Source organism: Rhodanobacter sp. Soil772 (assembly GCF_001428385.1).
Lineage (GTDB): Bacteria > Pseudomonadota > Gammaproteobacteria > Xanthomonadales > Rhodanobacteraceae > Rhodanobacter.
Map to the genome: position 1 here is coordinate 831,822 of NZ_LMSK01000002.1, position 14,219 is coordinate 846,040.

At 65.2% G+C, this 14,219-nt stretch carries 5 protein-coding genes and 1 riboswitch; of the genes, 2 read left to right on the forward strand and 3 right to left on the reverse strand.

Features of this window, described 5'->3' with window-relative positions:
- Nucleotides 1–62: 62 nt before the first annotated feature.
- From ASG75_RS10230 to btuB, 3 genes are all read right to left on the reverse strand, one after another.
- Nucleotides 63–3,233 (reverse strand): efflux RND transporter permease subunit, encoded by a 3,171-nt coding sequence (locus ASG75_RS10230; RefSeq protein ID WP_056389285.1) that lies wholly within the window; start codon nucleotides 3,231–3,233, stop codon nucleotides 63–65.
- 157 nt (nucleotides 3,234–3,390) lie between these two features.
- Entirely contained in the window at nucleotides 3,391–6,564 is a 3,174-nt protein-coding gene (locus tag ASG75_RS10235) for an efflux RND transporter permease subunit (protein WP_056388566.1), read from the reverse strand.
- A 173-nt stretch (nucleotides 6,565–6,737) separates the two neighbouring features.
- On the reverse strand, nucleotides 6,738–8,588 hold the full coding sequence (gene btuB, locus ASG75_RS10240; RefSeq protein WP_082547587.1) for a TonB-dependent vitamin B12 receptor: 1,851 nt from the start codon (nucleotides 8,586–8,588) through the stop codon (nucleotides 6,738–6,740).
- Between the two features lie 131 nt (nucleotides 8,589–8,719).
- Nucleotides 8,720–8,952: riboswitch (cobalamin riboswitch) on the reverse strand.
- Between the two features lie 470 nt (nucleotides 8,953–9,422).
- Here btuB and ASG75_RS10245 point away from each other — a divergent pair.
- Complete coding sequence (locus ASG75_RS10245; protein ID WP_235580187.1) at nucleotides 9,423–12,407, forward strand: TonB-dependent receptor; 2,985 nt, start codon at nucleotides 9,423–9,425, stop codon at nucleotides 12,405–12,407.
- A gap of 173 nt (nucleotides 12,408–12,580) precedes the next feature.
- Nucleotides 12,581–14,200, forward strand: a complete 1,620-nt coding sequence (locus tag ASG75_RS10250) for a sulfotransferase (RefSeq protein ID WP_056388573.1) — start codon at nucleotides 12,581–12,583, stop codon at nucleotides 14,198–14,200.
- Nucleotides 14,201–14,219 lie beyond the last annotated feature (19 nt).

A 14,219-nucleotide genomic window follows, 5' to 3' on the forward strand; every position in this document is an offset into this window, starting at 1 on the left:
CAAAAGGAGGATGCAGTGGGGGATGGAGGAAGTTAAGCGCGCAACTCCCCCGGACTCTCAGCTCACGTCGCCGCCTGCGCCCCACCCAGCGCCTTGCGCCGCCTCTTCTCCACCTTGCGCTCCTTCCGCGCGGCCTTGCGGATCTTGCGGTCGTAATTCCACAGGTAGATCGCCGGGGTGCTGAGCAGGGTCAGCAGCTGTGACACCAGCAAACCGCCGACGATGGCGATGCCGAGCGGCTGGCGCATTTCCGAGCCGATGCCGAAACCGATCGCCAGCGGCAGCGCAGCGCCCATCGCGACCAGGGTGGTCATGGTGATCGGGCGGAAGCGTACCAGTGCGGCTTCGCGGATCGCCTCGGGCGCGGACAGTCCGCGTTCGCGTTCGGCGACCAGGGCGAAGTCGACCATCAGGATTGCGTTTTTCTTGACGATGCCGATCAGCATCAGGATCGCGATGATCGCCATCATCGAAATCTGCGTCTGCGTCACCAGCATCGCCAGGAACGCGCCGGCGCCGGCCGCCGGCAAGGTGGACAGGATGGTCAACGGATGGCCGAGGCTTTCGTACAGGATGCCCAGCACGATGTACATCGCCAGGATCGAGCCGAGCAGCAGTACCATGCCGTTGGACTGCGCTTGCTTCAGGCGCTGGTTGGCGCCGGTGAAATCCACCCGCATGCCGGCCGGCAGCCCGGCCGCGTAGGCGGCCTGTTCGACCAGCTTGACGCCGCGGTCCTGCGGCACGTCCTTGGCCAGGTTGTAGCTGATCGTGGCCGCTTCGAGCTGGTTGTGGTGGCGCACGCGCAGCGGGCTGATGTCCGGCTCGATCGTCGCCAGCGCGGACAGCGGAATCATCCGGCCCTGCTCGTTGCGCACGCGCACGTTGAGCAGCGACTCCGGACTCACGCTCTGCGCCGCGCCGGTGCTGAGCACCACCGAGTACTGGTTGATGTCGGAATAGATCTGCGACACCTGGCGCTGGCCGAACGAGTTGTACAGCGCCGAGTCGATCGTGCCGATGCCCACGTGCAGGCGCCCGGCCGCCTCGCGATCGATCTTCAGCAGCTGCTGCTTGCCGACCTGGTCGAAGTTGCTGCCGACGTCGCGGAATTCCTTGATGGTGCGCAGCTGCCGCACCATCTTCAGCACCCACGGCTGCAGGTCGTCGCCGTTGGTGCTGATCAGCTGGAACTCGTACTGGCCGCCACCGTCGCCGCTGCCGCCGCCACCGAGGAACTGCGCGGCGCTCACCGACACCTTCACGTTGGGCAGCTTGTCGTACTGTTTCGACAGCCGTTCGACCACCTGCTTGATGCCTTCGTCGCGCTGGCCCGGCCCGCTGCCGCGCGGCTTCAGGTCGACGAACATCTGCGCATTGTTGCCGACCGCGCCACCGCCGCCGCCATCGCGGCCGAGCATGGTCAGCTGGTCGAGCACGGCCGGATCGGCCTGCATGATCTTCGCCACGGCCAGCGCGCGCGCGGTCAGCTCGGCCGGCGAGATGTTCGCGTCGGCGCGGATGTCCACCTGCAGCTGGCCGGTGTCCTCGTCCGGCATGAAGGTGCCGCCGGCGGTCTTCGCCACCGCGAAGCCGAGTGCGAAGGTGAGCAGCAGCAGGGTCAACGGCTGCCAACGCATCAGCCGGCGATGGTGCATCGCCCAGTCCAGCGCGCGCGCGTAGATGCGCAGCAGGTTGCGGTCGAAATTCTCCACCGCCCGCTCGATCCGCCCGGGCGGCTTGCGGTGCTCCGGCTCGTGGGTCAGCAGGTAGGCGCACAGCGCCGGCGTCAGCGTCAGCGAGACCAGCGCCGAGATCACCACTGCCGCAGTCAGGGTCACCGAAAACTCGCGCAGCAGCAGCACCAGCATGTTGTTGCCGAACAGCAGCGGCGCGAACACCGCCACCAGCGACAAGGTGATCGAGATCACCGTGAAGCCGATCTCGCGCACGCCGGTCAGCGCCGCCTGCATCGGCGGCTCGCCGCGCTCCATGTGGCGCACGATGTTCTCGATCACCACGATCGCGTCATCCACCACGAAGCCGATGCACAGCACCAGCGCCACCAGCGACAACGTGTTGAGCGTGTAGCCCAGCGTCCACATCACCACGAACGCGCCGGCCAGCGACAGCGGCACGCTCAGCGTGGCGATCAAGGTCGGGCGCAGCCGGCGCAGGAACACCAGCATCACCAAGACGACCATGACGATCGAGATCAGCAGCGCCACCTGCACTTCGTGCAGCGCCGACTTGGTGGTCTGGGTGAGGTCGAACACCGGCGTCATCGTCACGTTTTGCGGCAGCGAGGCACGCAGCTGCGGCAGCTTGGCGCGGATCGCCTCCACCGTGGCCACCGCGTTCGCCTCCGGCCGCTTGCTGATCTGCATGCCGACCGCATGCGCGTCGTTGAACCACGCCGCCTGGTACTCGTCTTGCTGGCCGCCGTAGATCTTCGCCACGTCGGACAACCGCACCGGCGTGCCGTTCTTCACCGAGACCAGCAGGCGCGCGAACTCGGCCGGCGTCTGCAGGCCGTCGCTGGCGCTCACCGTCATCTGCGTGCGACCGTTGCTCAGGATGCCCTGCGGCGAGGTGACGTTGGCCGCGCGCAGCGCGTTGGCCACGTCGCTCGCGGTGAGGTTCTTGGCCGCCAGCGCGGCGGTGTCCAGCTCGATCCGCACCGCGTGCGGGGTGCCGCCGAACACCTGCACCTGGGCCACGCCGTCGATCTGCGCCACCGCCGGTTTGAGCAAGGTGTCGGTGAGGTCGAACAGCTGGTCCTGCGGCAGCCCGGTCGAGGTCAGCGCGAGGAACAGGATCGGGATCTGCGAGGTGTCGAACTTGAAGTACTGCGGCGGCGACGGCATCCCCGGCGGCAGGTCGACCGCGGCCGCGTTGATCGCCGCCTGCACGTCGCGCGCAGCGCTGTCGGCGGTGCGGTCCATGGTGAAGCGCACCATCACCGAGGCGGAACCCTCGTTCGCATTGCCGTACATCTCGTCGACGCCGGGGATGCGCCCCAGGTGCCGCTCCAGCGGCGCCAGCACGGTGTTCGCCATGGTCTGCGCGCTGGCGCCGGGCTGGCTGGCCACCACGTAGACGCCGGGAAAATCCAGCGACGGCAACGCGGCCACGCCGAGCAGCAGGTACGCCCATAGCCCGGCCAACATCAGGCCGAGCGCGAGCAGCGAGGTGCCGACCGGGCGGCGGATCAACGGGGCGAAGATGTTCATGGTGCTTCCGTCCACCGGTGCGGACGCAGACTGGAGCCGCGCAGGGATGGCGAGGATAGGGCAAGAGTTCCGTTCATGCCCACTTTATGCCCTTTGGCACGCCCCGACGTATGTGCCTGAAGTCCACACCCTGCCGGAAGGCAGGGGGCCGCCGCGATTATTTCGGCAAGGCCGGCATCTGCTGCTGCACTATCCGCTGGCGTTTGATCTCGGCCCGCAACTGACGCCGCGCGGCCTTGCGCTGGCGGTGGTCGTGCTGCCACAGGTAGATCGCCGGCGTGCTCAGCAAGGTCAGCAGCTGCGACACGAACAGGCCGCCGAGGATGGCGATGCCGAGCGGCTGGCGCATCTCCGAACCGTAGCCGAAGCCGATCGCCAGCGGCAGCGCCGCGCCCATCGCGACCAGGGTGGTCATGGTGATCGGGCGAAAGCGCACCAGCGCCGCCTCGCGAATCGCCTCCGGCGGCGACATGCCGCGGTCGCGTTCGGCGACCAGGGCGAAGTCGACCATCAGGATCGCGTTCTTCTTGACGATGCCGATCAGCATCAGGATCGCGATCACCGACATCAGGGTCAGCTGGGTATGCGTGACCAGCATCGCCAGGAACGCGCCCATGCCGGCGGCCGGCAGGGTGGAAAGGATGGTCAGCGGGTGGATCAGGCTCTCGTACAGGATGCCCAGCACCACGTACATCACCAGGATCACCGCCAGCAGCATGACCAGCGCGTTGTTCATCGTGTCGACCAGGTTCTTGTTGTCGCCGGAATATTTCTTCTGCACGCCGGGCGGCAGCTGTGCGGCGAACATCGCCTGGTCGACCAGCTTCAGGCCGTCCGCCTGGGTGAGGCCCTTGGCCAGGTTGTAGATGATTGCGGCCGATTCGAGCTGGTCCTCGTGGCGAATGGTGGCCGGTGCGATGTGCGGCTGGATCTTCGCCAGCGCGGACAGCGGAATCATCTTCCCCTGCGCATTGCGTACATAGGTATTGAGCAGGGTGGCCGGGCTCAGCGACTCGGCGCTGCTGGCGGTGATCACCACGCGGTACTGGTTGATGTCGGAGTAGATGGTGGAGACCGGGGTCTGGCCGAACGCGTTGGCCAGTGCCGTGTCCACCTGGGCCAGGCTCACGTGCAGCCGCGCGGCGGCGTTGCGGTCCACCTGCAGCATCTGCTGCTTGCCGATGCTGTCGAAGCTGGTGCTGACGTTGCGAAACTGCTTCATGCCGCGCATCACCCGCGCCAGCTTCAGGGTGGGCTGCTGCAGCGACGTGCCGTCCAGGCTGTCGAGCTGGAACGCATACTGCCCTTTGCCGCCACCGCCACCGCCGCCACCGTTGATGAACTGGTTGACGCTGAGCGACACGTCCAGGTCCGGCACGTTCTTGAAGTACTTGTCCAGCCGGTCGACCACCGCCTGGGAGGTGACGTGGCGGTCGCCCGGCCGGTCGCCAAGCGGCCTCAGGTCGACGAACAGGCTGGACTGGTTGCCGACCGCGCCGCCGGCGTTGTTGCCGCCGAGGAAGGCGGAGACGTCATCCACCGCCGGATCGGCCTGGACTTTCGCCGCCACCTCCTGCGTGCGCCGGGCCAGCAGGGTGGGCGAGATGTTGGCGTCGGCGGTGATGCTCACCTGCAGCAGGCCGGTGTCCTCCTTCGGCATCAGGCCGCCGCCGGCGGTCATCACCACCACGACCGCCAGGCCGATGGTGAACGCCAGCAGGATCAGTGGCTGCCAGCGCATCAGCCGGCGATGATGCATGGCCCAGTCCAGCGCGCGCTCGTAGATGCGCAGCATGCCGTTGTCGAAACGCTCGGCCAGACGCTCCAGCCGCCCCGGCGTGCGCGTGCCCGCGGGCTCGTGCGCCAGCCAGGCGCCGCACAGCGCCGGGGTGAGCGTGAGCGAGACCAGTGCCGAGATCACGATGGTGGCGATCAGGGTTACCGAGAACTCGCGCATCAGCATGGTGAACATGTTGTTGCCGAACACCATCGGCCCGAACACCGCGATCAGCGACAGCGTGATCGAGATCACCGTGAAGCCGATCTCGCGCACGCCGTTGAGCGCGGCCTGCAGCGGCGGCTCGCCGCGTTCCATGTGGCGCACGATGTTCTCGATCACCACGATCGCGTCGTCCACCACGAAGCCCACGCACAGCACCAGCGCCACCAGCGAGAAGATGTTGAGGGTGAAGCCGAGCATCCACATCGCCACGAACGCGCCGGCCAGCGACAGCGGCACGCTGAACATCGCGATCACGGTGGGCCGCAGCCGGCGCAGGAACACCAGCATCACCAGCGCCACCATCACGATGCCCATCAGCAGCGCGACCTCCACCTCGTGCAGCGCCGACAGGGTGGTCGGGGTGAAGTCGAAGATCGGGGTGATTGTCGCGTCGGCCGGCAGCAGAGCGCGCAGCTCGGGCAGGCGCGCGCGGACCGCCGCCACCGTGGCCACCGTGTTCGCTTCCGGCCGCTTGTTGATCTGCAGCACCACCGCGCGCTGGCCGTTGAACCACGCCGCCGCGTACTTGTCTTCCTGGCCGCCGCTGATCGTCGCCACGTCGGCCAGCCGCACCGGTACGCCGTTGTGGCTGGCGACCACCAGCGCGGCGAAATCCTGCACCGTGTGCAGCGCGTCGTTGGCGCTCACCGTCATGCGCGTGACGCCGTTGCTGAGCGTGCCCTGCGGCGAGGTGACGTTGGCAGCGCGCAGCGCATTGGCCACGTCGTTGGCGGTGATGCCCATGCCCACCAGCGCACCGGTGTTCAGCACGATGCGCACCGCGTGCGGCGTGCCGCCACTCACCTGCACTTGGGCCACACCGGGAATTTGTGCCACCGCCGGCTTCAGCAAGGTGTCGGTGAGGTCGTACAACCGGTCCGGTGGCAGGCTGGCCGAGGTCAGCGAGACCAGCAGCACCGGGATCTGCGAGGTGTCGAACTTGAAATATCCGGGCGGAGGCCGGCCGGCCGGCAGGTCCGTCGCCGCCGCGTTGATCGCCGCCTGCACGTCGCGCGCGGCCTTGTCGGCATTGCGGTCCATGTTGAACAGGACCTGGATCTGCGCGCCGCCCTCGCTGGCGCCGGAGGACATCTGCCGCACCCCGGGGATACGCCCGAGATGGCGTTCCAGCGGCGCCACCACGGTCGCGGCCATGGTCTGCGCGCTGGCGCCCGGCATCTGCGCAAACACCACCACGCCGGGAAACTCGATCGACGGAAACGCCGCCACGCCGAGCAGCAGGTACGCCCACAGCCCGGCCAGCATCAACCCGAGCGCAAGCAACGAGGTGCCGACGGGTCGGCGGACCAACGGGGCGAAGAGGTTCAAGCGGCCTCCCTGGCGCGCAAGCGTGGCGGGAGCGCCGGGGGCGCGGCCAGGGACGTTGCGGGCGTTCCATTCATGCCGACGTTATGCCAGTTGTCGCGGTCCTTGTGTATGTGCCTGAAGTCCACCCACATGCAGAAACCCGCTACCGGGTTCCTGCATGCGTGGCAGCGGGATCAGCGCCTGGCCGGGCTGTAGCGCAGGGTCAGGAACGCGCTGTGGCCGGGCTGGTTGAAGTACCAGACGGTCTCGTAGTGGCGGTCGAACACGTTCGCCAGGCGCGCCTCGACCTGCCAGTCCGGCGCGAAATGCCAGCTGGCGCGCAGATCGGTAGTGGCGTAGCCGCCCAGCGGATGGCGGTTGGCCGCGTCGTCGTAGCTGCGCCCGGCGGCGTTGACGCTGGCGCCGACGCCAAACGCGCCGAAGCGGCGGTCCAGATCCACCCGCGCGGTGCGCCCGGGTCGGCGCGGCAAGGTGCGGCCGTCGTTGACGCCGCCGTCCTCGTTGCGCGGTTGCAGCCAGCCCAGGTAGGTCTGCAACTGCCAGCCGGCGAAGTTCGCGCCGAGCTGGCCTTCCACGCCGCGGATGCGCGCCTTGCTGATATTGGACGGGAAGTAGTTGCTGTCCAGCGCGATCAGCTGGTCGATGCGGGTCTGGTAGGCGTTCAGCGCCCAGTTCCATGTCTCCTGCTGCTGGCTCAGGCCCAGTTCGGCGCTGCGCGATTTTTCCGGCTTCAGGTCCGGATTGCCGCTGCCGTACGGGTAATACAGGTCGTTGAAGGTTGGCGCATGGAACGCGCTGCCGTAGCTGGCCGACAACTTCAGGCCGCCATCGAAGCGATAGCCCCACGCCGCGGCGCCGGTGTTGTGGTTGCCGAACTGGCTGTTGTGATCGCGCCGCGCCGACAGCTGCACCTCGTTGCGGCCGAACGTACCCTGGTACTGCGCGTAGCCGCCGGTATTGTTGCGGCGGCTGGCGAGGAAGCCGGTGTCGCTGTCGATGTGCTCGCCCTGCCAGTCGATACCGAGCGTCAGCAGCTGGTTGCTGGCCACGCTGAGGTCGTTCTGCCACGACGCCTGGTTGCGCCGCGAGTAGATGTAGCCGACGAAGTCACGGTTCTCGTAGTTGTCGTAGCGGTCCAGGTTCTGGCCCGCGCTCAGCGTGGTCTTCCATGCCTCCAGCGGGTCGAAACTGAAACTGCTGCCGGCGACCTGCTGCAGGGTGCGGCTGCGGTTCTGGTAGCTGCCGTCGAAATGGATCTCGCCGAGGCTGCGCAGCCAGGTGCCGGTGAGCTCGGCGCCGTTGTCCCAGCGGTAGCCGCCGCTGGCGCTGAGGTTCTTGTTGCGGTAGGCGTCGCGGTCCGGCTCATCAGTAAAGCAGCCGGCGAACACCACGCCGGCGCCAATGCGGCAGGCATTGATGCCGCGGGTGTACTGGGCGCCGACGCCGAGGTTGTACCAGGCGTGCTCGCTGCCGCCGGACAAACCGGCCTGGCCGCGCAGCAGGTTGTTGCTGCCGGTGGTCACGCTGAAGGAAGGCTGCAGGCCGCCATCACGCGTACCGCGGCGGGTGAAGATCTGGATCACCCCGCCGATCGCGTCGGCGCCGTACAGGCTGGAACGCGGGCCGCGCACGATCTCGATGCGCTCGATCTGCTCCACCGGAATCTGCTCGAACGCCGCCAGCCCGGCGCTGACCGAAGCCACCCGCACGCCGTCGACCAGCAGCAGGGTGTGGGTGGAGTTGGTGCCGCGCATGAACAGCGAGGTCTGCTGGCCGTAGCCGCCGGTGTTGGCGAAGCTCACCCCGGGCAGCCCGGCCAGCAGGTCCGGTACCGACAGCGGCTGCAGCCGCTCGATGTCGGCGCGGGTGATCACCGTCACCGACGACAGCGCTTCGTCGGCAGTGATCGCGGTGCGCGTGGCGGTGACGATCACCGGCGCCAGCGCCGATGCGTCGTTCTGGTCGGCGGCTTGCGCGGCCATCGTGCCGCCGAGCAGCGCTGCTGCCAGCAGGGACTTCTTCATCATGTTCGTTCCTCTACGCCGCGCACCCGCGCACGGCTCATGTGTTCAATGAGCTGACGGCAAGCGGGGGGAAGACGGAACGACGGGCAGGCAGGAGCGACCGACACGTGGTTCGGCCTCGCCCACCGCGAGCCACCAGGAATCGTTCGGGCCGGTCTCCGGGCTGACGAGTGGCCTGCGGTGTTCCGCAGGCCGTGAACGGCGCCTTCCCGTGCTGCGCACAGTGGCATCCGCCGTTCGTGGATCTCGCTTACCGTTGCGGGGGCAGCGCCGGCCTTGCAGTGCGTTCGCACACCACGCACCGGCTTCCCGTTTCATCCGTCGGGCCATGAGCCTTCGGGACACCTGAACCGCGCAACTCTAACCCTGACGCGAAGCTCGCGCAATCGGACACCTGCGTTAAGAGGGCGTTTTCAGGTTCCGACCCTATTGTTCTAACCGCTGCGTACGTTTCACAAGCTAGTACTCACATTAGCTAAACAAGGAAACAATAATCGCAAGTTATTGTAAGTCAATTAGCCTGAAATCGTAATTACTTACTAATTGGTGATGACTTATAAACATTTTGTTGACGTCAGTATTTATGTCGTTTTATGTTCGGACAGCAGGTTGTTAGATGTCATGGATACAAAGCGACGACATGAGGCCACATGCCTGCCTGATGGACCCATCGGCGGCGGCCAACATGCATCGGCTTGCTGATCGATGCGCTGATCGAATTACGTCACTCGGCCTTTGGGCCTTCCACTCTGGGGAAATTCATTACCAATGAGCAGTCAAAACAAAATCCATAATCCGAGGTGGCACCATACCGCGCTCGCCCTGGCACTGAGCATGAGCCTCGGCGGTGTCGCCATGGCGCAGTCCACCACGGGCTCCATCTTTGGCCAGGCACCGGCAGCCGCGGGTGAAACCGTCAGTGCCACCAACTCGTCCGGTCTGACGCGCGAAGTGGCTGTCGACAGCTCCGGGCGTTTCCAGATCAGCAACGTGCCGGTCGGTGTCTACACGGTCTCGCTTAAGAAAGATGGCGCGGTCGTCGACACACGCAAGGTGTCCTTGGCGCCCAACGCCGGCACTGTGGTCACGTTCAGTGCCGAAACGACATCGCTGAGCGCGGTGACCGTCTCGGCCAATGCATTGCCTTCCATCGACGTCTCCAGCGTCAGTTCGAGCACGGTCATCACCGCCGCCGACCTGCGGAAACTGCCGATCAGTCGCGACGCGGAGTCCATCGCCCTCCTCGCTCCGGGTACGGTCAAGGGCAGCGGCTTCTTCCCCAACGCGGTCGCCTTCGGCGGATCGAGCGTGTCCGAGAACGCTTACTACGTGAACGGCTACAACACCGGCGAGCCGTACAAGAACCTGGGTGGCTTTGCGCTGCCCTACGGCGCGATCGACCAGCAGGAAACGCTGACCGGCGGTTACAGCGCCAAGTACGGCCGCTCCGACGGTGGTGTGATCAACCAGATCGGCAAGCGCGGCACCAATGAATGGCACTTCGGCGCCCAGGCGGTCTGGCAGCCGCGGTTCCTCGAGGGCACGCCGGTCAACAACCGTTACGGCAACCCTGCAATCCCCGCAGATGTCGCCAACCCCGCCAGCCCCGATGGCTTCACCCATTACCAGCTGGAAGATCCAGCCAAGCCGGGTACGCTGAACCAGTACCGCAACGACAACAAGGAGTGGGAGACAACCTACTCCGCCTACCTCGGTGGCCCGCTGATCCAGGACAAGCTGTTCATGTTCCTGGCGGCCGAGACCACCAAGACGCAGACCAACAATGTGGAGTCTGCCGTCAATCAGAAAGTCCAGTACAACCGGGATAAGCACACGAAGTTCTACGGCAAGCTGGACTGGAATATCACCGACAGCAACATCCTGGAACTGACTGCGCTGAACAACCAGAAGTCCACCGGCGCCGGCTCGACCTACGCGTTCGACAACGACACGTTGAAGTCGGGTGCCTACATCAACAAGAACGACATCACCAAGGACAACGCCCAGTTCTACCTGGGTCACTTCACCAGCTACATCACCGATGCAGCCACGCTGAGCATCCTGTACGGCAAGGCCCACTTCCAGGATCCGGTCGTCTACGGCAACCAGAGTCCGCTGCCATTCATCTCGCGTCCCTACAACCAGAACACGGCCTACCTGCCGCCGGGCACGGGGCCGAACGGTATCGTCAACGCCCAGGGCAATACCACCTGGACATCGCCGAAGGCGAGCAACAGCACCCACGGCCTGCGCGTCGACTTCGACTACAAGCTGGGTGATCACGACCTCGCCGTCGGTATCGACAACATGAGCTACGGGGCCAAAAACCAGGGTCCGGACAATCAGAATCCGTTCAACCCGGCGCTGAACTACTACTGGCGCTACTTCCCCACCTACGTGCAGAAGCGCACGGTCGGCTGGGCCACCAGCATGACGATGACCCAGAAGGCCTACTACCTGCAGGACGACTGGCAGGTCAGCTCCAACGTGCTGCTGAACATCGGCGTCCGCAACGACCATTTCACCAACTACAACGACCTCGGCAAGGCGTTCGTGGACGAGAAGAACCAGTGGGAGCCACGCATCGGCGCCAGCTGGGACGTAAATGGCGACTCCTCGTTCAAGATCTACGGCAATGTCGGCCGCTACTACCTGGCGCTGCCCGACAACGCGGCCGAGCGTGCGGCAAACCGTTCGACCTATCTCACCCAGCGGTTCAGCTATACCGGCATCGACGCGAACGGCGTGCCGACCGGCCTGACGGCGCTTGGCCCGGTCACCTCGCCCGATGGCGAGTTCGGCCTGCCCAAGGATCCGCAGCAGGTCACCGCGCGCAACCTGAAGCCGGAGTACGTGGATGAGTTCATCGCTGGCTTCGACAAGAAGCTCAACGACAGCTGGACCTACGGCGCCAAGGCGATGTGGCGCGACCTGAAGACCGCGATCGACGATGAGTGCTCGCCGGGCCAGATCGCCACCAAGATGACCAGCATGGGACTGGATCCGGGTCTTTACGGCGACTCGCTGTACGGCGCCTCGTACTGCCGCCTGATCAACCCCGGCCTGACCAACAACATGCTGGTGAAGACGGATGATGGCAGCAGCAGCGTCCTCGTGCCGATGACCCAGAAGGACTGGGGCTACATCAATGGCGTCAGGCGCAAGATCGGTTCGCTGAATATGTACCTGGAGCATCCGTTCGACGGCAAGTGGATGGCTCGCCTCGATTACACTTGGAGTCGCGGCTTCGGCAACACCGAGGGTCAGGTGCGTTCCGACTTCGGCCAGGGCGACGTCTCCAAGACCGAGGACTGGGACAGCTGGCAGCTCATGGATGGCCAAGATGGCGAACTGGCCAACGTACGCAAGCACCAGATCCGCTTCCGCGGCGCTTATCAGATCACGCCGGAATGGCTGGTCTCCGGCACGCTGCTGGCGCAGTCCGGTACGCCCAAGGAGTGCTTGGGCTATTACGGCCCGACCGGCGTCGGCGACCCGACTGGCTACAACAACGGCGGCAGCGGCAACTACCACTGGTGCCATGGTGTTCGCATCCCGTCAGGCAAGGCCGGGCACACCCCATGGACCGAACTGGTCAACCTCGGTGTGCACTACGCGCCGGCGTTTGCCGACCACAAGCTGGGTTTCAACCTGGATGTGATCAACGCGCTGAACCAGCAGAGGCCGATACAGACCGACGCGGCTGGCGAAAGCGCCTACGATGGTGTCAGTACCGTGTACGTCAACAACAGCTATGGCGACGGGATCTACTGGCAGCCGCCGCGTACGGTGCGTCTGTCGGTCCAGTACGATTACTGATAGCTGATACCGGCTGAAACTGGCCAAACCAAGCCACCGACCTTCGGGCCGGTGGCTTTTTTTATCCCGCTGCCGAGAGCCCGTTGCCGCCGATGGTGGAGTGACCTCATCGTACGCATGCGAACAAGGTGAGAAGGATCACAACGCAGCATCCGTGTAGTTACTATATCCAGATGAATTCACTGAGCCTTTCCACGGCAGAAAGCCGCCTGCGCCAGCAGGCCCGGCAATGCATCGACAGCCAGCAGTGGGAGGCCGCGCAGGCTACCCTGGAGTCGCTTGTGCTGCAGGCACCGGACGATGCCGTAGCGCGCCTTGAACTGGCCGATGTGCTGTTCCAGCGGGGCCGGCTCCGTGAATCGACCGCACTGATGCTTCGTGTCGCGCAGCGGCTTCCGCGAGACACGGCTTTCATCATCAAGGTGGCGCAGCGTCTCGTTGCCGTCGGCGAAACCCTGGCTGCACGTAGCTGTCTCGATCTGCTCGCCCAGGCACCCGAGCCACCGCCGGAATTACTGGTTGGGCAGGCACACCTACGCTTCGTGCTCGGCGAGATCGCCTCGGCCAGAGCGTTGATGGAAAGAGCCTTGGCGGCTGGTATCGATTCGCCGGGCGAGCTGCACCTGTATGCGATGCTGCTTCAGTTCAGTGGCGACATCGATCACGCCTGCACGGTACTGGAGAGCTGCCTGAGGCGCTGGCCACATTTCGGCGATGCAGCGATGGTTCTGGTGAACCTGCGCAAGCAGAAGCCGGAAGCCAATCGGCTGGATTTCGTGCAGGAACAACTGCACCGGCTCACCCGGAACAGCAAGGACCCCGACGCCAGGTTTGTGCGCGCGGAATTTGAGTACGCGCAATTCAAGATACTGGACGACCTCAAGCGCCACGAAGAAGCCTGGCCCGCTCTAGTGCGGTGCAATTCCCTCATGCACGAGCTCAATCCCTACGACACGGCTGGCGAAGCCGCCGTTACCGACGCATTGATACGCCTGCCGGTACCGAACGAGCAGACCGATGAGACGAGATCCAGACCCGCGTTCGATGGTCCTATTCCCATTTTTATCGTCGGCATGCCGCGCTCTGGTACCACCCTGCTCGATCGGATGCTGTCGGGCCACTCGGAGGTCGTGTCCGCCGGCGAGATCATCGACTTCTGGCGCCAGCTGCACTGGGTAGCGGACGTAACCCCGGCCAGATCACAAGGCCTGCTAAAAATCACCCAGCACAGCGCCGACATCGACTACGCCGAACTGGGTGCGCGCTATCTCAAGCAGACGCAATGGCGCGCGCAGGGTCGCGCATACTACATCGACAAACTTCCGGCCAACATCCAGATGGTCGCGTTCATCCGCCGGGCTTTGCCGCACGCGCCAATCCTGCACATGGTGCGCGATCCGATCGACACCTGCTTTTCGAACTTCAAGGCCATGTTCGGCAATGTTTCGTCCTACAGCTACGACCTGCAGGCCTTGGCCCATTACTACGGTGAATACGCGCGTTTGACCCGGCATTGGCACGATCGCTTGCCAGGCGCCATGTTCGACGTTTCCTATACCTCGCTGGTGCGCGATCCGGAGTCCATGCTGCGCGGAGTACTCGAATACTGCGGGCTCTCGCTGGAGGAAAACTGCCTGCATCCCGAACTCAACGCCTCTCCGGTCGCCACCCCAAGCAGTGCTCAGGTACGCGAATCCATCCACACCCGCGGCCTGGACCAATGGCGCCACTATGCGAAGCAGTTGGAGCCGCTGCGTCTGGCCATCGGCCCGCCCGGGGTTGACGCGGACTGATCACCACATGCCAGGCTGG

Excerpts from the sequence above, each read along its gene's own strand:
- ASG75_RS10230 (WP_056389285.1), bottom strand. The coding sequence starts at position 3,233 with ATGAACATCTTCGCCCCGTTGATCCGCCGCCCGGTCGGCACCTCGCTG.
- btuB (WP_082547587.1), bottom strand. The coding sequence starts at position 8,588 with ATGAAGAAGTCCCTGCTGGCAGCAGCGCTGCTCGGCGGCACGATGGCC.
- ASG75_RS10245 (WP_235580187.1), top strand. The coding sequence starts at position 9,423 with ATGAGCCTCGGCGGTGTCGCCATGGCGCAGTCCACCACGGGCTCCATC.
- ASG75_RS10250 (WP_056388573.1), top strand. The coding sequence starts at position 12,581 with ATGAATTCACTGAGCCTTTCCACGGCAGAAAGCCGCCTGCGCCAGCAG.